The sequence below is a fragment of the Anaerobium acetethylicum genome (assembly GCF_900096945.1).
In the GTDB taxonomy this organism is placed as follows: Bacteria; Bacillota; Clostridia; order Lachnospirales; family Lachnospiraceae; genus Anaerobium; species Anaerobium acetethylicum.
Genome location: NZ_FMKA01000001.1, coordinates 448,389 through 473,085, shown reverse-complemented (window position 1 = coordinate 473,085; position 24,697 = coordinate 448,389). Strand labels below are relative to the sequence as shown.

General features: G+C 44.9%; 17 protein-coding genes and 1 other annotated feature. Of the genes, 16 read left to right on the top strand and 1 reads right to left on the bottom strand.

What is annotated here, in order from left to right; translation table 11 throughout:
• Positions 1-16 precede the first annotated feature (16 nt).
• The 3 genes from BJR36_RS02100 (at position 17) to leuS (ending at position 6,874) form a co-directional block, all read left to right on the top strand.
• The gene (locus tag BJR36_RS02100) at positions 17-1,804 is read left to right on the top strand and encodes an ABC transporter ATP-binding protein (protein WP_091229375.1); all 1,788 of its coding nucleotides are present in this window, start codon (positions 17-19) and stop codon (positions 1,802-1,804) included.
• Positions 1,801-3,537: an ABC transporter ATP-binding protein gene (locus tag BJR36_RS02095; RefSeq protein ID WP_091229372.1), complete on the top strand. Its 1,737-nt coding sequence runs from the start codon at positions 1,801-1,803 to the stop codon at positions 3,535-3,537. The genes BJR36_RS02100 and BJR36_RS02095 overlap by 4 nt, the downstream gene beginning before the upstream one ends.
• A 122-nt stretch (positions 3,538-3,659) precedes the next feature.
• Positions 3,660-3,926 (top strand) — a binding site (T-box leader).
• Between the two features lie 542 nt (positions 3,927-4,468).
• Positions 4,469-6,874 carry a leucine--tRNA ligase gene (gene leuS, locus BJR36_RS02090; RefSeq protein WP_091229370.1) on the top strand — a complete coding sequence of 802 codons (2,406 nt, stop codon included), beginning with the start codon at positions 4,469-4,471 and terminating at the stop codon, positions 6,872-6,874.
• 112 nt (positions 6,875-6,986) lie between these two features.
• Here leuS and BJR36_RS02085 read toward each other — a convergent pair whose 3' ends face one another.
• A complete protein-coding gene (locus BJR36_RS02085) occupies positions 6,987-7,172 on the bottom strand; it encodes a (2Fe-2S)-binding protein (protein ID WP_091229367.1) in 186 nt (61 codons plus the stop codon).
• A gap of 287 nt (positions 7,173-7,459) precedes the next feature.
• On the opposite strand from BJR36_RS02085, the gene BJR36_RS02080 reads away from it, so the two are divergent.
• The 13 genes from BJR36_RS02080 to BJR36_RS02020 all read left to right on the top strand — a co-directional run bounded on the left by BJR36_RS02080 (position 7,460) and on the right by BJR36_RS02020 (position 24,677).
• Entirely contained in the window at positions 7,460-9,262 is a 1,803-nt protein-coding gene (locus BJR36_RS02080; protein WP_091229364.1) for a glycoside hydrolase family 2 protein, read from the top strand.
• 35 nt (positions 9,263-9,297) lie between these two features.
• Positions 9,298-11,064: a hypothetical protein gene (locus tag BJR36_RS02075; RefSeq protein ID WP_091229360.1), complete on the top strand. Its 1,767-nt coding sequence runs from the start codon at positions 9,298-9,300 to the stop codon at positions 11,062-11,064.
• Between the two features lie 25 nt (positions 11,065-11,089).
• Complete coding sequence (locus tag BJR36_RS02070) at positions 11,090-11,362, top strand: acylphosphatase (RefSeq protein WP_091229358.1); 273 nt, start codon at positions 11,090-11,092, stop codon at positions 11,360-11,362.
• A gap of 45 nt (positions 11,363-11,407) precedes the next feature.
• The gene (locus BJR36_RS02065; RefSeq protein WP_091229356.1) at positions 11,408-12,634 is read left to right on the top strand and encodes an NAD(P)-dependent oxidoreductase; all 1,227 of its coding nucleotides are present in this window, start codon (positions 11,408-11,410) and stop codon (positions 12,632-12,634) included.
• Positions 12,635-12,664: 30 nt separating this feature from the next.
• Positions 12,665-13,135, top strand: a complete 471-nt coding sequence (locus tag BJR36_RS02060; protein ID WP_091229352.1) for a hypothetical protein — start codon at positions 12,665-12,667, stop codon at positions 13,133-13,135.
• Between the two features lie 51 nt (positions 13,136-13,186).
• On the top strand, positions 13,187-13,669 hold the full coding sequence (locus BJR36_RS02055; RefSeq protein ID WP_091229349.1) for an LURP-one-related/scramblase family protein: 483 nt from the start codon (positions 13,187-13,189) through the stop codon (positions 13,667-13,669).
• 104 nt (positions 13,670-13,773) lie between these two features.
• Complete coding sequence (locus BJR36_RS02050; RefSeq protein ID WP_091229346.1) at positions 13,774-15,816, top strand: SPFH domain-containing protein; 2,043 nt, start codon at positions 13,774-13,776, stop codon at positions 15,814-15,816.
• Positions 15,817-15,926: 110 nt separating this feature from the next.
• The gene (locus BJR36_RS02045) at positions 15,927-16,385 is read left to right on the top strand and encodes a YaiI/YqxD family protein (protein WP_091229342.1); all 459 of its coding nucleotides are present in this window, start codon (positions 15,927-15,929) and stop codon (positions 16,383-16,385) included.
• Between the two features lie 181 nt (positions 16,386-16,566).
• On the top strand, positions 16,567-20,943 hold the full coding sequence (locus BJR36_RS02040) for a DUF4214 domain-containing protein (protein ID WP_091229339.1): 4,377 nt from the start codon (positions 16,567-16,569) through the stop codon (positions 20,941-20,943).
• 184 nt (positions 20,944-21,127) lie between these two features.
• On the top strand, positions 21,128-22,273 hold the full coding sequence (locus tag BJR36_RS02035) for a sodium ion-translocating decarboxylase subunit beta (protein WP_091229335.1): 1,146 nt from the start codon (positions 21,128-21,130) through the stop codon (positions 22,271-22,273).
• Positions 22,274-22,303: 30 nt separating this feature from the next.
• Positions 22,304-22,456 (top strand): OadG family transporter subunit, encoded by a 153-nt coding sequence (locus tag BJR36_RS02030; protein WP_091229331.1) that lies wholly within the window; start codon positions 22,304-22,306, stop codon positions 22,454-22,456.
• A 144-nt stretch (positions 22,457-22,600) separates the two neighbouring features.
• A complete protein-coding gene (locus tag BJR36_RS02025; RefSeq protein ID WP_242875428.1) occupies positions 22,601-23,980 on the top strand; it encodes an MATE family efflux transporter in 1,380 nt (459 codons plus the stop codon).
• A 115-nt stretch (positions 23,981-24,095) separates the two neighbouring features.
• The gene (locus BJR36_RS02020) at positions 24,096-24,677 is read left to right on the top strand and encodes a DUF1653 domain-containing protein (RefSeq protein WP_091229327.1); all 582 of its coding nucleotides are present in this window, start codon (positions 24,096-24,098) and stop codon (positions 24,675-24,677) included.
• Positions 24,678-24,697: the final 20 nt, after the last annotated feature.

Sequence of the window (24,697 nt, the reverse complement as noted above, 5' to 3'; positions counted from 1 at the left end):
TAAAGGAATAAAGATGATGAGATATCTTATTAAATACCTGAAAAAATACTGGAAGGAACTGATTATAGGACCTTCCTTCAAACTTGCAGAAGCAGTTCTTGAACTTATGCTGCCCCTCTATATGGCAAAAATCATAGATGTGGGGGTGGCATCAGGGGATAGGAATTATATAATTGGCATGGGGGGTAAGATGGCAGCGATTGCTCTGACCGGCGTCTGCTGTGCCCTGGTCTGCCAGTACACGGCTTCGAAAGTATCCCAGGGGTTCGGGACAGATCTGAGAAATGCCATGTTCAGCCATGTTGCAATGCTTTCGAACACAGAGCTTGACAGATTTGGAACGGCATCTCTTGTTAACAGGATCACCTCCGATGTGAACCAGGTGCAGCTTGGTGTGGCGATGCTGATCAGGCTTGTAATCAGGGCGCCGTTCCTTTGTATTGGCGGAGTAGTGATGGCGGTGTCGTTAGACGTAGAATTGTCCGTTATTATCATGACTGTGCTGCCTGTATTTATCCTGATCCTGGCCGTTACCATGATAAAGACTGTCCCGCTGTACAGGCAGGTGCAGAGGAAGCTCGATCAGCTGACGCTTGTAATACGTGAAAACCTTTCGGGTGTCAGGGTCATTCTGGCCTTTGCAAAAAAGAGCGACGAGTCCCGCAGGTTTACAGCTGTTAATGAAGAATACAGCAGGACCGCAATAAGGGTTGGAAGCATTTCGTCGCTGCTGAACCCGATGACGACCCTTGTTATGAATCTGTCGATTGCAGCAGTCATCTGGTTTGGCGGCATCAGAGTCAATGCAGGGGCGATTCAGACGGGAGCCGTTATCGCTTTCATCAACTACCTCACCATGATACTGGCGGCACTGATTGTCATCTCCCAGCTTGTGGTCCTATATACCAGGGCATTCGCATCCCTGGGAAGGATTGCGGAAGTGCTGGATGCAAAGCCATCCATTTTGGATCCCGAATCCCCGGAAAATCTATGCCTGGGCGAGAGCGAAATGGAAACGGTATCATATGCTGAGACAGAAAAACAGGGAAGAGTAATGGAACCGGTACTGGAATTCAGAAATGTATCAATGACCTATGCAGGAGGCAGTGAATATGCCCTGAAAAATATCAGTTTCAGTGTCAGGCGCGGCGAGACGATTGGAATCATCGGTGGAACCGGTTCTGGAAAATCCACCCTTGTAAATATGATTCCAAGGTTTTATGATGCAGACGAAGGCAAGGTGCTTATCTGCGGAAAAGATGTCAGAGATTTCAAGAAAAAGGATCTGGTTGACAGGATAGGCGTCGTGCCACAGAAGGCGGTTCTTTTCAGCGGAACGATTGCTGAAAATATCAGATGGGGAAAGGAACATGCAACGCAGCCTGAAATCCTGCAGGCTGCTGCAACGGCACAGGCTGCGGAATTTATAGAGAGGCTCCCAGGCGGCTACGAAACTATAGTCAGCCGCGGCGGCGTTAACCTTTCCGGCGGACAGAGGCAGCGCCTCGCCATAGCGAGAGCTCTTGTGAAAGAACCGGAAATACTGATTCTTGACGACAGCTTCAATGCCCTTGACTACGCCACGGAAAGGGCGCTCAGAGATGCCCTGAAAGAAAAGACAGACAGGATGACCTGTTTTGTCGTTTCGCAGAGGACGAATACTATGAAGGAAGCCGACAGGATCATTGTAATGAATGATGGAGAAGCGGCAGGCATCGGCACCCATGAAGAATTATACCGAAGCTGCGAAATCTACAGGGAAATCTGTGATTTGCAGCCTCAGGAAGAGGGGGTCGACCAATGACAGGAAGAAAAACAATAAAAAGGCTCTGGGCATATGCCGGAAAATATAAGGCGCTTTTCATATTTGTGATTGTTGCCGCAGTGCTGGGAAACACATTAGCCCTGGTCGGCCCGCTGATTGCAGGCCGGGGAATCGACCTGATGGCAGGGACCGGAAACGTTGATTTCAAGGGACTGCTGAAGATAGTGGCCCTGCTGGCTGTCCTATATATATTTAGCGCACTGTTCCAGTGGCTGCTTGCAATATTCAGCAACAGGGTAGCCTACAATACCATCAGGGATATCAGGAAAGACGCCTTTGAAAAGCTCGAGGTTCTTCCACTTAAATATTTCGACAGCAGATCTCATGGAGATATCATAAACAGAATGACCAATGATATCGATGCCATTTCAGAGGGGCTTTTTCAGGGAATAACTCAGATCGTGTCAGGAACAGTAATTGTTCTTGGGACTTTTCTGTTCATGCTGTCAATCAGCCCTGTAATTACTATCATCGTTGTATTCGTAACACCAGTCTGCTTTCTGATTGCATCCTTTGTTTCGAAAATGTCCCAGAAGATGTTTAAGGAACAGTCAAAGACCATGGGAGAGCTGAACGGCTATGTGGAGGAGATTATAGGCAGTCAGAAGATAGTCAGGGCAATCGGTTATGAGGAACGGTCGATCGACAGATTTGGCGAAATCAATGCAAGGCTTTATGAATGCGGACAGAAGGCCCAGTGGTATTCCTCGCTGACAAATCCGACCACAAGGTTTATCAACAATCTGTCATTTATGGCTGTTGCGGTTACCGGAGGGATCATGGCCTTAAACGGGAGACTATCGGTAGGCAGTATCGCATCTTTCATTTCCTATTCAGGTCAGTTTGCAAAACCGATCAATGAAATTACGAGCATAATGACCCAGTTCCAATCGGCTTTGGCTTCAGCAGGAAGGATATTCGGCTTCCTGGATGAGGAAGCCCAGCCGGAAGAGGCAGGTGCCGTGGAACTTGAGGGCTTTGGCGGCAATATCGAATTTAACCATGTCTCTTTCGGCTATAAACCGAAAGAGCCTCTGATTAAAGATCTTACACTCAGGGTAGGGGCAGGGGATACGGTTGCAATTGTCGGGCCTACTGGCGCAGGAAAGACCACCCTCGTGAACCTTCTGATGAGGTTTTATGATATAAACGATGGAACAATCCTGCTGGATGGCAAAGATACAAGGAGCTTTACCAAGGACAGCCTTCGTCGTAATATCGGCATGGTGCTTCAGGATACCTGGCTTTTCCAGGGAACCATAGCAGAGAATATCGCATATGGAAAGCCTGATTCATCAAGAGAAGAGATTATGAATGCGGCAAAATCAGCCCATGCCCATGATTTCATTAAAAAAATGCAGGACGGCTATGATACGGAAGTTGAGGAGGATGGAAGGAATCTGTCAGCGGGACAGAAGCAGCTGCTGACCATTGCAAGGGTGATGCTTGCATCGCCTCCGATGCTGGTCCTCGATGAAGCCACAAGCAGCATTGACAGCAGGACGGAGATGTATATACAGAAAGCCTTCCGCGAGATTATGAAGGGCAGGACCAGCTTTGTCATCGCACACAGGCTGTCCACCATCAGGGAGGCGGACATGATACTTGTCATGAATTACGGACAGATTGTCGAGCAGGGCAGGCATGAGGAGCTTATTGCAAAGAAAGGGTTCTATTACAAATTATACAGCAGCCAGTTCGATAACCGGTAATCTCATGTGAAAGTCGGGAGGATGGATCGGGTTACTGTTGGTTACTTAGTTAATGCGAGTTGTCAGATAAAGTCCTTGACAAAAGGACAGCAAGTGCTTAAAATTATTTTTAGTGCAATATTGTAAATACTGTGAAGAGGAGTATTAAGAGTCATAAGGTCCCAGAGAACTGCCGGAAGGTGTGAGGCAGTACCTGAAAACTCCCAACTCGCCTTGGAGTTCCTTTTTTGAAACTGAAGATTTCATACATGCCGGGATAACATCAGGCTGTAAAGATATCGTTCCTGAGTAGAAAAAGGCGGCTGATTCCCGTTATAGAAAAATGAGTGCATCCTGCAGTGCAGGATGAATTAGAGTGGTACCGCGAGTTCAGCCTTTTCGTCTCTATGAATATAGGAATATGTTCAGGATGAAAAGGCTTTTTTGATTTATAGGAGTGGAGTGTCAAAAGCCCATTTACAAAATAGTGTTCGTCAATTTGCACAAGTTTCGAGAATGAGGACGTGATGCAAAACATGTTCATTCGCAGCGCGCTCTCGCTTAGATGAAGACGTAGTGGTACGTAGGGCCGCGCATTTAGCGGCCTTGCGTACCAATGGTTTGACTGTTCAGAAGTCCGGTGACGCGAGGTGTTTTTATGCTGCTTTTGCATAAAAACCCGAGTTCGGCGTGCACCAAATTGCAGTTCCTGCAATTTGTGTGCATCATATGTAACTATGAAGGACGTAGTCCGGAATGGTTACCAACGTCTTCATAAAGCTGCTCATTGAATCATGTTTTGCATCACTGCTTGCTGGATGGCGAATGTGCAAATTGACGAAGCCGAAGGTTGCGAGAGGGCTTTTGACACGCTAGTCTTTATAGGAAATTCTACGAATTTCCCATAAATCAAAATCACTCAGAATAATAATAAATTTCAGGAGGAATAAAAATGTCATCTTATAATCATAAGGAAGTAGAATCGAAATGGCGCAAGAAATGGGAAGCAAATCCCGTAAATGTAAATGATGGAAAGAAACCAAAGTATTACTGTCTGGATATGTTCCCGTATCCATCAGGCAGCGGTCTCCATGTTGGGCACTGGAGGGGATATGTAATCAGCGATGTATGGAGCCGTTACAAAATGCTCAAGGGCTACTACATCATCCATCCAATGGGATGGGATGCATTCGGCCTTCCGGCTGAAAATTATGCAATCAAGATGGGCGTGCATCCTAAAAAATCCACAGCCGAGAATGTTGCAAACATCAAGAGGCAGATCAATGAAATCGCAGCAATCTACGACTGGGATATGGAAGTAAACACAACGGATCCTGAATTCTACAAATGGACCCAGTGGATTTTCGTTAAAATGTTCAAAGCCGGCCTTGCATATGAAAAGCAGATGCCGATCAACTGGTGTCCGTCATGTAAGACAGGTCTCGCAAATGAAGAAGTTGTTAACGGCGAATGCGAACGCTGCGGATCACCTGTAACAAAGAAAAACTTAAGACAGTGGATGCTTAAAATCACCGCTTATGCAGACAGATTGTTAGACGACCTTGATAAGCTCGACTGGCCTGAAAAAGTGAAGAAGATGCAGTCTGACTGGATCGGCAAGAGCTACGGCGCAGAAGTTGATTTTGCGGTAGAGGGCAGGGAAGAAACCGTGAAGGTCTACACGACAAGGCCGGATACCCTTTATGGCGCAACATTCATGGTCCTGGCACCGGAACATGAACTTGCAAAATCGCTTGCGACAGATGATAAAAAAGCAGAAGTGGAAGACTATATTTTTAAAGCTTCCATGAGATCATCCGTTGACCGTCTTCAGGACAAGGAAAAAACAGGCGTATTCACAGGAAGCTATGCAGTGAACCCATTAAACGGAGCAATGGTTCCAATCTGGATTTCAGACTATGTACTGGCTGACTACGGTACAGGCGCAATCATGTGCGTGCCTGCCCACGATGACAGGGACTTTGACTTCGCAACGAAATTCAATATTCCGATCATCCAGGTAATCGCCAAAGACGGCGTTGAAGTAGAAAACCTGACCGAAGCCTATACGGAAGCAGGAATCATGATCAATTCCGGAGAATTCAACGGAATGAATTCAGCAGACGCGAAGCGCGACGTTCCTGGAATCCTGGAATCAAGAGGAATCGGCAAAAAGACTACAAACTACAAATTAAGGGACTGGGTATTCTCAAGACAACGCTACTGGGGTGAACCGATTCCAATCGTTCACTGCGAACACTGCGGAGCCGTGCCTGTACCGGAAGACCAGCTTCCATTGCTTCTTCCTGAAGTTGAATCTTATCAGCCTACGGGAACAGGAGAATCACCTCTTGCAGACATTCATGAATGGGTCAACACCACCTGTCCTGTATGCGGCGGTCCTGCAAAGAGGGAAACAAACACAATGCCTCAGTGGGCAGGCTCCTCATGGTATTTCCTGCGTTATGTAGACAGCCACAATACGGAAGAGCTTGTTTCAAAAGAAAAAGCTGAGAAACTTCTTCCGGTAGATATGTACATCGGCGGGGTGGAACATGCTGTTCTCCATCTTCTGTACTCAAGGTTCTATACGAAATTCCTGAATGATATCGGAGTGATAGACTTCGACGAACCTTTCACAAGGCTCTTCAATCAGGGAATGATCGGCAAGGACGGAGCAAAAATGAGCAAGTCAAAAGGAAATGTTGTTTCTCCTGACGAACTTGTCAACGATTATGGCTGCGATTCCTTAAGAATGTATGAACTTTTTGTTGGACCGCCTGAACTCGATTCAGAATGGGATGACAGGGGCATTGACGGCGTTTACAGATTCATCAACCGTTTCTGGAACCTGGTAACTGACAACAAAGAAAAGAATGTGCCTGCTACGAAGGAAATGATCAAAGTCAGAAACAAGATGATTTACGACATCACTTCCCGTCTGGAAGGCTTCAGCCTCAACACGGTAGTCAGCGGATTCATGGAGTACAACAATAAGCTCATCGATCTGGCAAAGAAGGAAGGCGGAATCGACAAGGAGACCCTTGAAACGGCAGTAATCCTTCTTGCACCATTTATCCCTCACATCGGAGAGGACTTATGGGAGCAGCTTGGTCACGAAACTTCAGTATTCGAAAACCAGTGGCCTGAACATGATGAGGAAGCCATGAAAGATGACGAAATCGAAGTTGCTGTACAGATTAACGGCAAGACACGTATGGTCATTAAAATTGCTGCTGACATCAGCAAAGAAGATGCAATTGCGGCCGGCAGGGAAGCGATTGCAGACAAGCTTACCGGAAACGTTGTTAAGGAAATCTATGTGCCGGGAAGAATCATCAACATCGTAATGAAATAGAAAAACCGAACAATTCATAAAATTACAATCAGATGAAGGCACTACTAGTCGCTTACAGGACTAGTAGTGCCTTCATCAGGTTGTTTGAATATAAAAATCTTTTGAAATTACTTCATTTCGATTTCATTTTTTTCAATGCCTTTGTAACTATCTTCTTTGCCTTCTTTTTGCATTTTCCACACCCTTTTGCAAGATGGGTTTCCTGCTTAACCTCTTTAAAAGATGTGGCGCCATTTTCAATGGATTTTTTAATATCCTTTTTTGTTACATTTTTGCAGGAGCATATTACTTTACTCATCGTATGCAACCTCCTCCGTGATAGTGCAGCAGTTATTCAGGATGGTGTCCATTATAGCTGCAAATGGCCTGTATATTTTCATTATAACATGTTCGGAAACCATATCAAGAAACTTCGTAAGTGTCTGATGAATAAAGAATAAATAACAAAGCGTTTCCTGCTCATTTCAAAACAATATTGTTGTGTGAAAAATACATGCGAATCGTGTATTTTTCGTTATCTTTATGATAATATATATCTATAGGCGGCAGTAATCGAAAAGCACTTGTGTAATGGAGTGAGTTCAGATGGGTGAAAAAAGACGTAAAGAATTTTCGGAGAAATCCAAAGCGGCATTGTTTGCTTCAAACTTTTTTGATCAGGTTGCAAGGGCAGTAGCAGGCCCGCCAAAGGCGGGATATTGTGATCTGATGACTGCGGATGGAGAAACTATGTGTGATCTGCCCTGGCAGGAGTATCCGAGACCGCAGCTGAAAAGGGATTCCTATCTGAATCTGAACGGGAAATGGGAGTTTGCAATCTCATCAGGACGGCAGATACCAGAAAGCTTTCCGATGCAGATTTTAGTTCCTTTCCCGCCAGAGTCTCTGCTTTCGGGAATCCATAAGGTGCCGGGCAGATATCAGTATCTGTATTACAGAAGAAAATTTATGCTTCCGGAAGGATTTGTTAAAGATAAAGTGCTCCTGCATTTTGGAGCCGCAGACCAGATTGCGACAGTTTATGTGAATGGAAGAGAGATGACGACTCATGCAGGCGGATATCTGCCATTCAGTATTGATAGCACGGACAGCCTGGAAGAAGAAAATACGATAATCGTTAAGGTGAAGGACCACCTGAGCCATGCACTTCCTTACGGAAAGCAGAGGAGGAAGCGCGGGGGTATGTGGTATACTCCGGTTTCGGGAATCTGGCAGACCGTATGGCTGGAAAGCGTATCAGATGACTATATCCGCAGATTGAAGATAATCCCCTCTCTTGATTCGGTCACGATCCGTGTGGATTCTGCCGCGTCATGGAAGGAAATATGGATAAAAACGGAAGATGGAATTGTCCGGAAGCGGTTTGAGGGCCGGGAAATAAAGATAGCAATTGAACACCCCCGGCTCTGGTCCCCGGAAGATCCCTATTTATATGAATTTGAGATGAAAACGCCGGGAGATGCGGTTACATCTTACTTTGCGCTGAGAACCATATCCGTCATGGAGTCGGGCGGCGTCAGTCGGCTATGCCTGAATGGGAAACCTTATTTTTTTCACGGGGTCCTGGATCAGGGCTACCATAGCGACGGAATTTTTCTTCCGGCCAGCATCAAGGGGTATCGCAGGGATATCGAGACTATGAAAGAACTGGGATTCAATACCCTTCGCAAACATATAAAAATCGAGCCGGCCTGGTATTATTACCTTTGTGACAAGCTTGGAATGGTGGTTTTTCAGGATATGGTGAATATGGGACACTATTCATATTTCAGGAACAGCGTCCTTCCTGCGCTGGGGTATACAGGGGGTAATGATACCAGACAGTTCAGGACAAAGGCTGTTAAGAGAAATTTCGAGAAGCATATGAGCAGAACCATCAGACATTTATATAATCATCCTTCTATCTGCTGCTGGACCATTTTCAATGAAGGCTGGGGGCAATTCGACAGCGACAGGATGTATGAGGCTGCGAAGAAGTCAGATAACGGAAGAATAGTAATCAGCAGATCTGGATGGTTCCATCAGAAATCAAGCGATGTCCTGAGCCGGCATGTATATTTTGATAAGATTGCAGTCAGCGGCGGGGGACGTCCTGTCGTGCTTTCAGAATTCGGCGGATACTCGTACAAGCTGCAGGACCATTCCTGCAATTCGAAAAAAACATATGGGTACCGGTTTTTTCAGGGAGAGCAGGAATTTCAAAATGCGTTGAATGAGGTTTATCTGAACGAGGTTGCAGGACAGATTAAAAATGGGCTCTGCGCATCGATCTATACCCAGGTCAGCGATGTGGAGGATGAAACAAACGGATTTTTCACCTACGACCGGAAGGTCCTGAAGGTGAAGCCGGAAGAAATGAAGAAGATCGCAGCCTGGCTTAAAATTTGAAATTATAGCGTGATCGTAACAACGGAGGAGAAATTATGGACTTATCATGGACAGCTTCAGTAGTATTTTTTTTGGGATGCATTTCAGCAGGGGGCGGATTCTATTTTTATGAAAAGTCGAAAATCAGACAGAATGGAGTTGTCTGGCTGCCTGTTACGGCTATCGCCCTGATGTGCTTTCATACTCTTGTGGCTGGCATATTCAGTTTTGTCCATATTCCGGTCGGCATTATTTCCATCGGAATCGGTGATCTGGCAGCGGCTCTGTTTTTCTGGTATCGGATTATCGCAGACAATAAAAGGCAGGAATATTTTTATGAAAAAACAGATGTCCTGTTTGCAGGAATTCTGTTGATGATTGTGGCGGGGTTTGCGGTGCAGAGGTATGGAACGGATCTTCAGATCCATTATCAGACTACGGATCCTCAGAACCATCTGAAATATGCAATGAATATCATCAATGACAGGAAAGTTTATGGCATGTATCATGCATCGCTGAATAATGCCCTTGTGATTGAGATGCTGTCGCCGCTTTCCGAGGTCAACAGATACTACAGGCTTTTTATCATTTCGGATCTTGCCATGTTCCTGCTCAGCGGGATGATGTTTTTTGCTGTGATTGCGGGATATGCAAGAACCAAATTTCTGAAGGCTGCCGCCTGGGCAGTTACGCTTGTCTACATGCTGGGATACCCGATGAATAATATCAATTTAGGATCGGTCTATCTTGGCATTGGCGTTACCCTTGTGGCATACCTGATTTTCATGACGGATGGTTTTTTGAGAAATGAATGGGACAAAAGGGTGGGCATAGCGCTGATTTCCCTAGGGTGCCTGGGAATTTTCCTATGCTACGTTCTGTTTATGCCGGCTGTTTTTGTGGGAATATTTGTGACAATAGCCCGCGACCGCTTTATGAAGAGGCAGCTGTTCGGACAGGACACAGTCATGCTGTTTCTGGCGATATTTCTGATTCCCTGCGCAGTTGGTCTGTTTTACATATTGACCGGAACTTTCGGAGGCGATGTTTCGCTAGGGTCGGCAATCAATACGGAAGGCTTTATTTATAAGGATCTGTATTATAACTTTATACTCCTGATGCCATTCTCCCTTTATGGGACATATAAAATACTGAGAAACAGGGCCGCAGATTCTGCAGTGTTCATTGCGGCAACGGTTCTTGTATCTATGCTTGTGCTTCTTTTGATCGGATTGGGGGGCGTCGCATCCTCCTATTATTATTATAAAAATTACCATCCGCTCTGGCTTGTAATGTGGGTTCTGTTTTTTAACGGAATCCGTTATCTGTCAAAAGATGTAAAGGGGATACTTGCATCGGCGGCATTAACGGCGCTTTTTGTGCTGGGAATGAAGGGATTTGGTATCGAAGAGCGCATCAGGGAAAGGAATGAGCGATTCGCCCCGGCTGTGGATTCGGCCATTGACAGCAATATATTCGTATTTAATTACAGATCCCTTCGGACATCAGGATATTCAGCGGATAAGCTTGCCCTGTATGACTACGTCTATGAAAATCTGCTGCCGGAAAAGTATGACGTCCCTATGGCAGGCCCCTGGGATGATGTCCACTGGTATGAAGCGATTACAAACCAGAGGCATGAACACTATTATCACTGGTTCACCGGAGGCGAGGAGTTTCTGGAAAAGATTCGGGAAAAAGCTGATTATGTCCTGGTTTTCACCAAAAGCGACAGCGACATCTATTTTGAATTTAGGGAGTATTTTGAGTCTCTTGAAAAGGTTTTTTCAAACGGTGCCGGGTTTGTGGCCCGGGTAAAATAGACTGGAAGGATAAGGGAGGTGCTTTATGGAAAGAAGGCATATACTTGCAGAAGGAAGGGTTCAGGGAGTCGGATTCCGCTATTTCGTAAGGACAAAGGCAATACAATACGGTCTTGCAGGCTATGTGAAAAATCTCGATAACGGAATGGTCGAAATGGAGGTTCAGGGTCCGACGGAAAAGATTGAAAAGCTTATAAGTGAACTGAAAAACGGCGGAAACATGTTCATACATGTTGAAAGGCTGCATATTGAACAGATGGAAAACAAGAAGGAATCTGATTTCAGCATCAGGTATTGACTTTTATGATAAAAATAGAATTATACGCTCACAAGGAGGAAATTCATGTCGATTCATGTTGTAAACGAAGCAAAAAGGTGTCTGAACTGTAAAAAGCCGCAATGCAGGGTCGGGTGTCCTATTGAAACCCAGATTCCGCAGATGATAGAGCTTTTTCTTAAGGGGGAGCTGATGAAGGCTGGAGAAATGTTATTTGAAAATAACCCGCTTTCTATAGTATGTTCCCTGATATGCGATCATGACAAGCAGTGCGAGGGGCACTGCATACTCAATAAAAAGGGTATGCCGGTGCATATCAGCAGTATAGAGAATTATATTTCGACGGCTTATTTCGACCGCATGAAACTTGGTATCCCAAAGAAAAACGGGATAAAAGCGGCCATCATAGGCTCAGGTCCGGCAGGAATTACTATTGCGGTAGATTTGGCTCAGAAGGGCTATGATGTCACTATATTCGAATCAAAAGATAAAATCGGAGGAGTTCTTCGCTACGGGATACCGGAATTTCGCCTCCCGAAAGCGATTCTGGAAAAGTATCTGGAGAAACTAAAGGAGATGGGTATTAAAATCCGCCCGAATACAGTAATCGGACTTACCATTAGCGTAGATGATCTGATAAGGGACGGCTATAAGTCCATATTCATCGGAACAGGTGTATGGAAGCCCAACAGGCTTCGCATCAAGGGCGAGACTTTAGGCCATGTGCATTTTGGAATCAATTACCTTTCCAATCCGGATGTATATGATCTGGGCGAAAAAGTGGTCATTATCGGTGCCGGAAATGCAGCAATGGATGTCGCAAGGACTGTCCTCAGGAACGGGACCTCCAATGTGACCGTATATTCAAGAACGGCAACTGCCGCAGCAAGCCCACGCGAAGTGGAATATGCCAAGATTGACGGCGTCGAATTCGAATATGAAGTCGCTCCGGTTGAAATTACCGATGACGGGGTAATCTTCAGAAAAGTCAAGGTAGACGAAAATGAAAACGTGATCTGGGAGGACAAAGAGACATTCTTCAGGCCTGCGGATTCAGTCATAATTTCGGTAAGCCAGGGGGCAAGGAACAGGATTGTATCTACCACCACGGGAATTGAGGTGAACGAGAGGGGACTTCTGGTGACGGACGGCAAAGGAGAAACAACAAGGGCAGGCATATTCGCTTCTGGCGATGTCGTGCTGGGAGCAAAAACCGTTGTGGAAGCAGTCAAATACTCAAAAACTGTGGCAGCTGCCATGGATGAATATATGCAGAAATTCAAAGATATCTGATAGCAGGCGGCTTTGGAGGTGGATGTTTATATGAAAAAAGGCATGTTGTATATTGGTGCAGTGCTAATTATGGGCGTGATGCTGGCAGCGACCTTCATTTATTATTCATCGAAAGATGCGAGGGTAATTGCAGATTATGACCTTATGCATGATCTGGCTGATGAATTGGAGAAAAAAGGATTTTCGCTGGAAATGGAAGATATGATGAAAGATATTCTTGCCGGGGAGCGGACCAGGCTTACAGTGAACGGGCAGGAGAATATCTATGTATATGTCTATGAGAATAACCGGGCCATGGAGGAAGATTCCCTGTGTCTGGATGCCTGCGGATTCTATTACAGTGCTGTAAAAGACGATGTCAGTAAAAACATCCAGATGTCCTGGGATTCCCTGCCACACTTTTTCAAAAGGGGAAATATCATTGTTCTCTATGTGGGAGAAAATCCGGAGATGATCAATAATCTCAAAGGATTTCTTGGCGCGCAGTTTGCGGGCCAGTAGCATGGGGATTGAGTCAGCGGTATATAAAACTATAATGTAAGGGAGACAGCGATGAAACTATATATTAAACAGAGGGTATTTTCCTTTAATGACAAATATGACATATATGATATGGATCAGAATGTGGTTTACAACGTAGAAGGGGAAATGTTTACAATTAATGCCAAGATGCATTTGAAGGATCCTTTTGGCAGGGAACTTTATTTCATAAAGAAAAGGTTTACTTTTTTTATGGCACAGTATGAAATTTATAAGGATGGCAGCCAGTGTGCTGCCATAACCCAGGAGTTTTCAATTCTTAGCAGGAAGCTGAATGTCAGCAGTATTTATGGGAGATTTGAAATAAGCGGAAACTGCCTGGGAATGGATTATGATGTATTGAAGGATGGACAGTATTTCGGAAGCATACATAAAAAGTGGCTGTCATGGGGCGATAGCTATGAAATTGACATATTCAATCAGCAGGATACACCATTTATGTGTGCGCTTGTGGTTGCAATTGATAACTGCATGCATAATCAGAACAACCAGTAAATCTGAAGAATCAAAGTTGAACCCGCCCCCAGATTATTTCTACTTGTTATTTTTTGTAAAAGGTGTATAGTGAAATAAATAACAATTTTAGAGGAGGATTTTTTATGGGGGATTACGTTGCAACAGGCTTATATATTTTAGCCGGAATAGTCGGGTTCTATCTTATTGTTTTTCAGATTTTAGGACTCAGGATCATTGCGTCGGACGAAGTAGCTGTGGTCGAAAAGTGGTGGAGCATGAAAGGATCGCTGAAGAACTCTATTATCGCACTGAAGGGTGAAGCGGGTTACTCGCCAGATCTTCTGCGAGGCGGTATTCATTTCCGGTCTGCGCTGATGTTCAAGATCCACAGGTATCCGCTTATTACGATTCCGCAGGGGCAGATTGCTTATTTATTTGCCCGTGACGGCAAGCCGCTGGCACCTACACAGACGCTTGGAAAAGTCATTCCTGAAGCCAATAATTTTCAGGATGTTCATGGATTTCTTGAGAATGGAGGACAGAGAGGGCCCCAGAGGGGAATACTCAGGGAAGGAACCTATGCGATCAATTTAGCCCAGTTTATCGTCATAACCCAGGGGGAAATCAAAGCGATTTTCAACAGCTCAAAGCAGGAGAAAGTGGAGCTGGTTTCCATGCAGCAGACACTGCTCGCCCGAAACGCATTCAGTCCAGTCATCATCATGGGATCAGGGGAGCAGACCAGCGACATCATGGGCATTGTTACTGTACATGACGGCGTTTCGCTGCAGGAAGGGGAGATCATCGCAGCAAGTGTTGGAGAAGAGCACGCAAGTTTTCAGGATCCGGAGAAGTTCCTTGAACTTGGCGGACGACGTGGTAAACAGCTTCAGGTGCTTACGGATGGTACCTACTATATCAACAGACTTTTCGCAACAGTCGATTTCAAACCGAAGACGGTAGTTCCGATCGGCTATGTCGGCGTCGTGGTTTCGTTTTTTGGAAGCGCGGGTGTTGATACAAGCGGAAACGACTATAAGCATGGAGAGCTTGTTGGAGCCGGATGCAAGGGCGTGCTGGAGAAGCCGCTGATGCCTGGAAAATATGCATTTAATACGGATGCAGGAAAAGTAGTCCTGGTACCTACGACCAACATCATATTAAAATGGAACAAGGCAGAGACAGGAGATCATAAATACGACGAGAACCTGACGGAAGTGGACATCATAACCAAGGATGCATTCGAGCCTGCGCTTCCGCTTTCGGTCGTCATGCATATCGACTACAAGCAGGCGCCATGGGTCATACAGCGTTTTGGTGACATCAATATGCTTGTGAACCAGTCCCTGGATCCTCTGGTAAGCGCTTATTTCAAGGATGTTGCCCAGACAAAGACCCTGATCGAGCTGATTCAGGAAAGAAGCGCAATCCGTGAAAGAGCCGTTGATGAAATGAAGCAGAAATTCCAGAAATATAATCTTCAGCTCGAAGAAGTGCTGATCGGCACACCAAAGGCAGCTGTGGGAGATATCCAGATAGAGAATATCCTGATGCAGCTCAGGGAAAGGCAGATTGCAGAGGAAAAGAAGGTAACTTACCAGAAGCAGCAGTCAGCAGCTGAGAGCGAGAAATCACTCCGCGAAGCCGAAGCGACAGCTGAGCAGCAGGCCTTCCTTACAAAATCAAAGATTCAGATTGAAGTGGAAAGAAATAGCGGTGCTGCGCTTGCAAGCAAGGCAGAACAGGAAGCCAACCAGATTGTAGCGCTTGCCAGGGCTAATTCCACGAAGATCACTCTTGAAGGTGAAGCAGAGGCTTCAAAAGAGACGAATGTGGGTCTTGCGAAGGCAAGAGCAATCGATGCGCAGGTTCAGGCTTACGGAGGAGCTGAATACAGGGTTATCCAGGAAGTTGCTGAAAAGCTGGCTGACGCTATAAAGAATTCCAAAGTAGACGTAGTACCGAAAACCGTCGTAAATATGGGAGGCAGCAGCGAAAATACAGGAAACAGCAATGTTTTGGATACGCTTTTAAAATTCATCACCCTGGACAAACTGGGGGTGTCTCTTGACGGAAGTGATCAGAACATGAAAAAAGACGTGGCTCCGGCTGCGGGTTCCCAGCCGGTTGCTGAAGGTGGGGAAGTTCAGGTTTCGGATATACAGAAGCCAGAAGAAGTGAAATAAGGTAACGGATATCAGGCAGCAAACATAATAGTTGGGCCCCCAAACGGATTTCCTGTCTGGGGGCTTTTGCTATATACGGAAACATTGCTGAAAAGAAAGGATCAGAGCAGATGAAAATACTTGTAGATGCAGATGCGTGCCCGGTCAGGGAAATCATAGAAAAGATTGCAAAGAAAAATAGTGTTGAACTTATTTATATAGTCGATACAAGCCATATCCTGGAATCGGATTATGCTAAAGTCGTAACGGTCAGCAAAGCAGCAGACGCAGCAGATTTTGCACTAGTCAACATGATAGAAAAAGGGGATATCGTTGTTACCCAGGATTACGGCGTGGCAGCAATGGCCCTTGCGAAAAAGGCATACCCTATGCATCATACGGGAAAGCAGTTTACTGACGGGAATATAGAGCAGAAGCTTTTTGAAAGGCATCTTGCAAAAAAAGCAAGACGCAGCGGAATGAGGGCTGGAAAGCATAAGAAATTTACGGACGAGGCCCGGAATGAGTTTGAAAGCAGGTTCGGCGAGCTTGTTGAAAACAAGTTGGATACAGAAAGGAATGAAGAATAAAAAGTAATAGAAAGCACCTTTATTATGCAAATAAATAAGGTGATAAGACAAATAATTTTGTGCGTATCTGTGCTATGATTGTATTAATTTGGGATGTTTATGGACTTTTCGGGAAATCGTTCGTGCATTCCAGCATAATAATTCTATTAAGCAAATAGCAGACACGGGAGGTAACAACAAAATGGTCTACAAAAAAAACAAGAGGATATCCTTTTGGGCAGTGATTCTGATTCTTGCCATGCTATTCACGGAAAATCATCTGATGATGTTTTCTGAGGTTATGATTGGCAAAGTTATGGCGGCAGAAGGTGCTGTGGGTGAAACGGCGAAAGTAAATGTTTTTGAAATCAGAAACCAGAAGGATTTCGCTGCTTACAGCAATCAATACAAGGCGGTGCCTGCATCATACGTGAGCAATCATCCGGCATACTCGAATGCGGAATCTCTGGCGAATGCGTTTGATGATGCAACGGATACATTTTATGGCATAAATACGGGTGTATGGAAATCAACAGATCCCACGAAAATAACGGTAACATTTGCTTCGACAGAAATTCTTGACCGTGTTATTTATGCTGCCCGAATGAATTCCGGCAACAAAGGTTATGCCACAGTAGCCAAAATATATGCCTCCCAGACTGATAGCGGAGAGGATTTCGTCCTGGCTGCCACAGCCTCAAGTGTGGTTTCTGGAAATGTGATGGAATTCAAATTCACACCGACCGCATTCAAAAGGCTGAGATTTGAATTTGCAGACTGTTACAATGCGTGTCCGAGTGCATCCCTTCTTCATTTTTACAGGGAAGACAGGGTTCTGAACAAAATGGATGCCCTGTTCTCAAACAAGGAACACACAGCACTGAATGATCAGTATCGTACTCCGGAGGCAGTAAATGCATTTGAAGCAGATATTCGCGGAGAACTTGACAGCCATGTATTCAGGGACTATTTAAATGGTCAGATCGTGGCAGCAAAAAAGCTCGCAAACAATGAGCTTGGCCACTACTCTGTTTTGAACGCCCCGTCGTTTTATGGAACGACCAGTATAAGAATTCCGCTAAATACGAATTTTAACGCAGATGACGCAAGATTCAGGATTTTTGCGAGGGATTTTGAGGACGGAGATCTGACCAACAGTATTTCACTGACAGACAGTAATGTAAATACCGCTAAAGCGGGAACCTACAGCATAGGGTATTCTGTCACAGACAGTCACGGCAACAGGGCCGAAATAGATGTGCCTGTTACAGTCAAGGGCGACGGGACCACTTCCATGGTCATACAGAGGACTTTGTATACCATCAAAAGTGTAAGGAACATGGACGCTGCCGGAATGAACAGAGGCAACTATCATGACAGGCAGAATCTTGGAATCTATATGCCTGAGGGAACAAGTTTTAAAATCAAGCAGGTCAATACAGCATATAAGTCAAATCTGAATCTGAATCTGTTTGCAGATGACTCTGCAAAAGAATCAGCTTATACCGTCCCGGCAGACGGAACACCTGTAACCGTTACTGCTGCAAAACCAGGACTGATCTGGGATGCGGACTATCCAGCAGAGTCTAAAAACCTGAACATGGTCCCGTTTATGAAATCGGCATATGACGGCAATATCTATCCTGTGGTAGAAATTGAATTTGAGAACAGCGTAAAGGCACTTGACTATTATCATGATGGTGACAACCAGGCGGCATTCATGGCTGGCTGGACTGCTTCGAAGGCGGGGTATTCTGTAATTGAAACGGAACGCGCCACTTTCCTGCTTCCATTAAAGGATAAGGATAATACTTTGAGGACAGGCACTATAATTAATGTCAATAATTACAGGAAGTTTACAACATTCGACGATGCACTTGCCTGGTACAATGAATTTCTGGAAGAATATGATTCTTACACTGGGCTGGAAATCAACACAAATGACTGGATGAACCAGAACGTGAGAACAAAATATTTCGTCAAAGCGAATATCCATGGTGCTGGGCTTGCGTACTACAGTGGGGACCACACAGCCTTCAATGGCAACAGTATCAGGGATTACTTTGTAAAAGACTGGATGACGCTTCACGAACTTGGACATGGTTATGGGGGTGTCCTGCAGAGCAGCGGAATGGATATTGGAGAAGTCGTAAATAACGTGCTTGGCCATTATCAGGAAATGAAGTACCTGGAATATGGTCAGACAGGATGGCTTGGAAATCTTTCAAATAAATCGAAAGAAGCAGAATTCATCCGCGAGCGTAATGGAGACCTGAAATTTGACAGCCTGGGGTTTGGCTCGAAACTATATGTTTTCGTAAATCTCTTAAATACAATCGGGCCTGAAGAGGGCTGGAGCGCGCTTCATACAGGCGTCCGTAAGGAGGCATGCAGCGGGGATAATGTAAATGCCTGCAATGCAATTGCCAGATATCTGAGCTCTTATTCCGGGAAGAATGTCATTCCATATCTGAATGCATGGGCATTGGAGCCGGATGACAAAACGACATCAGAGGTCTATGAATCCGACTATCCGATGCTTTACTTCATAAGGGATCTGGTAAACACAGATGAGAAGGCTGTTGAAATTTCCAATGCACTGGGACGAAAAGGAATGTATGCCCTGGCAGCTCCTGCTGAGTTGAGCAGCTTTGGACTCAGGGGAAATGCAGCGGTTACGGTCAGCATTGACGACATTTCGCAAATCATGGGCAAATACTGTGTTGTCAAAAATGGAAGCGAGACGGCAGCAGAAGTCAGAATTACCGAAGAGATGATTCAGGCGGATACCGGAAATTTAAAGTTGTCCTTTAAAAACCTCCCAATCGGCGCATATGAACTGGAAATGCCGACTCCAAAATCAGGGGCATATGAGTACGGCTATAAGTATATCCTTGTAAAAGAAGGACAGGATACACCGGACAGCTTTACTTACAGGAAGATGACAACAAGCCCGCTTAGCGGAGATGAGCAGATTCTGTTCCGCGGCTATGCAAACACCTTCGCCAATATGACGATTGACTATCATACGATGAACCTTCATATTTCATCGGCAGACTGCAAGCCTCATACGCTTTTTGACAGCCAGACATTTGCATCGATTGAGGTGCTTGATGAATCGGGAAAGCAGGTCTATGTAAAAAATTATATCGCAAACGTAAATGCACCTGAAGAAATCGATGTAAAGTTTAAGGTTGGGTACAAAATCAATATAACGCATCTTGAGGGTGCGGCAAAGCTGAATTTTATAAGCAGGTCAACCCTTGAAGATGTGTCAGCCTTCTTCTCTCCTAAAAACAGGATTGTAAACAGTTACCGGATAACAGGGTACGGACTTGCAAAACTTGCGGATTCAGAAGAAGCGGTATATAGCAGTTACCTGAATAAAGTGAAAAATTATACTGCTTTTGTCATGGGTAATATGAATGAAGAACAGGCAGTGAATAAGAAATCCTGTTTTGTATTCAAGAACAAACTTCTTGCAGCACTGAACCTGCTTAAGGAAGCAGACAAGGCTGCGATGATGGAGGAAAACAGGCAGTTATTTAGCGGAAGCATACCTGTAATCAGCAATCATGCATCTGAAAGCATAGTTGTGGAAACAGGGAATGCGCTGAATCTGATTGACTGGGCAAAGAGAAATATCACAGTAACGGATATCGAAGATGGGACAGTTGAACTTAATGCTGACAATTTCGAGTTCTCGGGTGTTCCCCTGGATGCGCTGGGAAATGCAGTTACTGCAGGCAGCTACACAGCAGTATATACGGTGTCGGATTCAGATGGAAATCAGGTTTCAGGAACCAGAGAGGTCCGAATTACTGCAAAAGAATCATCAAAAGAGGAAAAGATTGATGATTTTATCAGAAGGCTGTATGACAAGGTACTGGGAAGAACAGCTGGTGATGATGAAATAGGCTTTTATCGGAGAAATCTGGTCGACCGTATAAGTACAGGGGCAGATGTAGGCCGCGGATTCGTATTCAGCCCGGAATTCCTGGGACGGAACCTCAGCAACGGGGCATATGTGGAGATGCTTTATGAGACATTCATGGGCAGGGCTTCAGATGCAGGCGGAAAGGCATACTGGTCAGACTTTCTGGATAAGGGAGTGTCAAGGCTCTGGGTGTTCAGGGGATTTGTTGAATCAGTTGAATTCACGGATATCTGCAGTTCCTACGGAATAGACAGAGGAAGCGTTGCGGTTACGGATCCGGCAGATCAGAATCCCAATCTTGCCATGTACATATACCGTCTATATGCAGAAGTATTAAATCGAGAGGCGGAAGCCGGCGGTCTCAGCTACTATGCACGTGAAATCCAGGAAGGCAGGATGACTCCTGTCCAGGCGGCACAGAACTTTATATTTTCGCCGGAATTCCAGAAAAAGAACCTCACAGACAGTGATTATGTCAAAGTCCTGTATAGAACGTTTATGGGAAGGGAATATGACCAGGGCGGACTTGAGTATCATCTCAATAGAATGAATAACCAGACGAGCAGGCAGGAAATCATGTTTGGGTTTGCGGATTCACCGGAATTCAGAAAGATAATAGAAAGCTTTGGTTTGAAAAACTGAGATCACAAATAGAACCGATAAAAACATAATAGAACCGATAAAAACAAAATCGATTTCCCCGCCCAGGATAATACTGCGCGGGGAAATTTCTGATATTATTAATAATAGTAAAATTTTATCTTTTTTTAATTGAATTTCTATAGTATAATGAATTTTATATGAATAGAATTTAGGAGGAATAACAATGGAATTTTTATTTGACGGCGCTATAGCACTGTTTACATCTCCAAAAAGTCTGGCCATGATAGCAGTCGGAATTTTGCTGATTTATCTGGCTATCGCAAAAGAACTTGAACCAACACTTCTTCTCCCTATGGGATTTGGAGCGATTATGGTTAACATTCCTGCATCAGGCGCATTGAACCAGGTACTGGAAGGCGTAGGGGATACCCACGGTATCATTCAGTGGTTATTTGAGGTAGGTATTGAGGCTTCAGAAGCACTTCCGATTCTTTTATTTATCGGTATCGGTGCAATGATCGATTTCGGACCTTTATTATCCCAGCCGATCATGTTCCTGTTCGGTGCAGCCGCACAGTTCGGTATCTTCTTTACAATCGTGGTAGCCTGTCTGCTTGGATTTGATTTAAAGGATGCTGCATCGATCGGTATCATCGGTGCTGCTGACGGCCCGACTTCAATCCTTGTATCACAGATATTAGGATCAAAGTATATTGGTGCCATTGCAGTTGCTGCATATTCCTACATGGCTCTCGTTCCAATCGTACAGCCAGTAGCGATCAGGCTTGTTACGACCAAAAAGGAACGTATGATTAAGATGCCATATGAACCGGGACAGATTTCAAAGAAAACCAGAATCGCATTCCCGATTATCGTTACGGTAATTGCCGGACTGATTGCGCCAACGTCAATTGCGCTGGTAGGTTTCCTTATGTTTGGTAATCTTTTAAGAGAATGTGGTGTCCTCAATTCACTTTCAGACACAGCACAGAATGTACTTGCAAATCTGATTTCATTACTGCTTGGGCTTACGATTTCCTTCAGTATGACAGCTGACAAATTTGTTAGCGTTGACACCCTTCTGATTATGGGACTTGGACTTGTAGCATTTGTATTTGACACAATAGGCGGCGTATTGTTTGCAAAATTCCTGAACCTCTTCCTGAAGAAGAAAATCAATCCTATGATTGGAGGCGCCGGAATTTCAGCATTCCCGATGTCAGCGCGTGTTATTCAGAAGATGGGAACAAAGGAAGATCCTACAAATATCCTGTTAATGCATGCAATCGGCGCGAATGTTTCAGGACAGATCGGTTCAGTACTTGCAGGCGGTATTCTTTTAGAGTTGGTAGCGCAGATCTTAAAATAGGAAACGGGGCTACAGGAAAGGAGCTTTTTTATGAACCCAGATGTTATGCAAAATGTTCTTTATGGCTTGGAAATTATGTGGAAAGGAATGTTCGGTATATTTGCGGTAATTATTTTGATTACCCTTATAGTTATTCTTATGTCGAAAATTCCTGATAAGGGAGCCAACGAAGAAAACAAATAGAAATTATTGACCGGCAAATTGCGAAGCGATTTGCCGGTTCTCGTTTTTTAGTCGGGAAAGGAGTGCACAGTTCTTTCAAGACTGAATCTCGGGCAGAAAAGGGAAGATTCCTCTTTCCAAAGGAAAATAACAGGAGCAGGTCATATGAACATAATGAATGGAAAAAGAAAATTAAAAATATCGGAAGAAAACAAGGTTTTTTACAGGAAAGTATTTGCCCTTGTATTACCCATGGCATTGCAGAACATGATCAATGTCGGAATAACGGGGGCAGATGTTATTATGCTTGGAAAAGCGGGAGAAACGGCACTGGCGGGGGCGTCCCTTGCCGGTCAGGTGCAGTTTGTGATGAACCTTATCTTTTTCGGGCTGACATCAGGTGCAGCAGTCCTTACGGCGCAGTATTGGGGAAAGCAGGACATGAGAGCTATAGAGAAGGTGATGAGCATTGCGCTCAGGCTTTCCCTGATCGTCGGACTTATCTTTACAATAGCTGCCATGGCAGTGCCTGAAGCACTTCTCAGGATATTCACATCGGAGCCGCCTGTAATTGCGGAAGGTGTAAAATATCTGAGAATCGTTTCGTTTTCCTATATCCTGACATCAATTACGATGACGTACCTGAATATACTAAGGAGTGTAGAACGTGTATTTATTTCAACGGTTGTATATCTCCTTTCGTTATTGACGAATGTTATCCTCAATGCCATATTGATATTTGGATATCTTGGCTTTCCGGCGATGGGTGTGGAAGGTGCGGCAACAGCAACCCTGATTGCCCGTATCCTTGAGCTGGTTATTGTTATTTTTTATGCATTCCGAATGAACGATATAGTGAAGATACGATTCAGGGATTTTATTGCGATAGACAGGACTCTGTTTTGGGATTTTATGATTTTTTCCCTTCCTGTAGTGGTGAATGAGCTCATGTGGGGAGCAGGGGTATCGGCAAATGCTGCGATAATCGGGCATCTGGGAAGCTCTGCAGTCGCTGCAAATTCCATAGCACAGGTAATCAAACAGCTCGCAATGGTGGTTTCCTTCGGCATTTCCACGGCCACTGCAATTCTGCTGGGAAAGGCAATCGGTGAGCGAAAATTTGAAGAGGCAAAAGTATATGCTGAAAAACTGAGACGATTAAGCATCGTGTTCGGGCTGATCGGTGCATGTGTGGTGCTTGCAATCAGGCCACTGCTGGTATCGAACATGAGCATATCCGGCCAGGCAAAATCATATCTGGGATTCATGCTTTTTGTAATGGCATACTTCGTGATGGCACAGGCTTATAACTGCACCCTGATAGTAGGGGTTTTCAGGGCTGGCGGAGATACCAGGTACGGACTTTTTCTGGACGTAGCCTTCATGTGGGGGTTCTCTATTATATTCGGATTCCTGGCCGCTTTCGTCTTCAAATGGGGCGTCCTGGCTGTTTATGTTATCCTGATGTGCGACGAACTGATAAAAATACCGGTTGCGACAAGACGCTACAGAAGCATGAAATGGCTGAGGAATGTCACGCGCTGATGATTACAGGACGGTGGATTACAGGACAGTTAGTCTGCATCATTGCCAATGCATTGCCGGAATGTTATAATTAAGATATAAAATGAGCTTTATTGAGGAAAGGGTGCTGTTGAGTATGGAACAGAAAAGAATACCAAAACCAGGGGAAATATACAGGCATTTTAAGAACAGGCTTTATCAGATCGTAACCGTGGCATCTCATTCCGAGACGGGAGAACAGCTTGTAATATATCAGGCTCTTTATGGCAGCTACATGACCTATGCAAGGCCGCTTGATATGTTCTGCAGTGAGGTAGACCGCAATAAGTATCCTGATGTGAAGCAGAAATACAGATTCGAGCCTGTAGACAGGCAGATGCTTACGCCGGCCTCTGAGACAAAGGAAGAGGATGTTGAACGGGAGGATGCAGAGGACTTCGGGCAGCCGGCTGAAGTCAGGCTGCAGAAAGATGCTGGAAGGTCTGGTATGAATGAAGAAGTGAATCCTGACCTGCTTAAGTTTCTGGAGGCTGGCACCTATGTTGAAAAACTTGAAATACTCAAGAGCCTCAAGAGAAAGGTGAGCGACAGGCTGATCAGCGACATTGCCGTATCCCTTGATGTGGTCGCGGATGAAGGGACGATTGAAGAAAGATACGAGGCTGTGAAGCATTGTCTCGAGGCAAACGCTAAGTTTGAATGCAACCGGTTGAGATAGCTGCCCGGATGGGGATTCTG

What these genes read in the sequence shown, in the direction of transcription:
- BJR36_RS02100 (WP_091229375.1), top strand. Translation starts at nt 17, where the DNA reads ATGAGATATCTTATTAAATACCTGAAAAAATACTGGAAGGAACTGATT.
- BJR36_RS02095 (WP_091229372.1), top strand. Translation starts at nt 1,801, where the DNA reads ATGACAGGAAGAAAAACAATAAAAAGGCTCTGGGCATATGCCGGAAAA.
- leuS (WP_091229370.1), top strand. Translation starts at nt 4,469, where the DNA reads ATGTCATCTTATAATCATAAGGAAGTAGAATCGAAATGGCGCAAGAAA.
- BJR36_RS02085 (WP_091229367.1), bottom strand. Translation starts at nt 7,172, where the DNA reads ATGAGTAAAGTAATATGCTCCTGCAAAAATGTAACAAAAAAGGATATT.
- BJR36_RS02080 (WP_091229364.1), top strand. Translation starts at nt 7,460, where the DNA reads ATGGGTGAAAAAAGACGTAAAGAATTTTCGGAGAAATCCAAAGCGGCA.
- BJR36_RS02075 (WP_091229360.1), top strand. Translation starts at nt 9,298, where the DNA reads ATGGACTTATCATGGACAGCTTCAGTAGTATTTTTTTTGGGATGCATT.
- BJR36_RS02070 (WP_091229358.1), top strand. Translation starts at nt 11,090, where the DNA reads ATGGAAAGAAGGCATATACTTGCAGAAGGAAGGGTTCAGGGAGTCGGA.
- BJR36_RS02065 (WP_091229356.1), top strand. Translation starts at nt 11,408, where the DNA reads ATGTCGATTCATGTTGTAAACGAAGCAAAAAGGTGTCTGAACTGTAAA.
- BJR36_RS02060 (WP_091229352.1), top strand. Translation starts at nt 12,665, where the DNA reads ATGAAAAAAGGCATGTTGTATATTGGTGCAGTGCTAATTATGGGCGTG.
- BJR36_RS02055 (WP_091229349.1), top strand. Translation starts at nt 13,187, where the DNA reads ATGAAACTATATATTAAACAGAGGGTATTTTCCTTTAATGACAAATAT.
- BJR36_RS02050 (WP_091229346.1), top strand. Translation starts at nt 13,774, where the DNA reads ATGGGGGATTACGTTGCAACAGGCTTATATATTTTAGCCGGAATAGTC.
- BJR36_RS02045 (WP_091229342.1), top strand. Translation starts at nt 15,927, where the DNA reads ATGAAAATACTTGTAGATGCAGATGCGTGCCCGGTCAGGGAAATCATA.
- BJR36_RS02040 (WP_091229339.1), top strand. Translation starts at nt 16,567, where the DNA reads ATGGTCTACAAAAAAAACAAGAGGATATCCTTTTGGGCAGTGATTCTG.
- BJR36_RS02035 (WP_091229335.1), top strand. Translation starts at nt 21,128, where the DNA reads ATGGAATTTTTATTTGACGGCGCTATAGCACTGTTTACATCTCCAAAA.
- BJR36_RS02030 (WP_091229331.1), top strand. Translation starts at nt 22,304, where the DNA reads ATGAACCCAGATGTTATGCAAAATGTTCTTTATGGCTTGGAAATTATG.
- BJR36_RS02025 (WP_242875428.1), top strand. Translation starts at nt 22,601, where the DNA reads ATGAACATAATGAATGGAAAAAGAAAATTAAAAATATCGGAAGAAAAC.
- BJR36_RS02020 (WP_091229327.1), top strand. Translation starts at nt 24,096, where the DNA reads ATGGAACAGAAAAGAATACCAAAACCAGGGGAAATATACAGGCATTTT.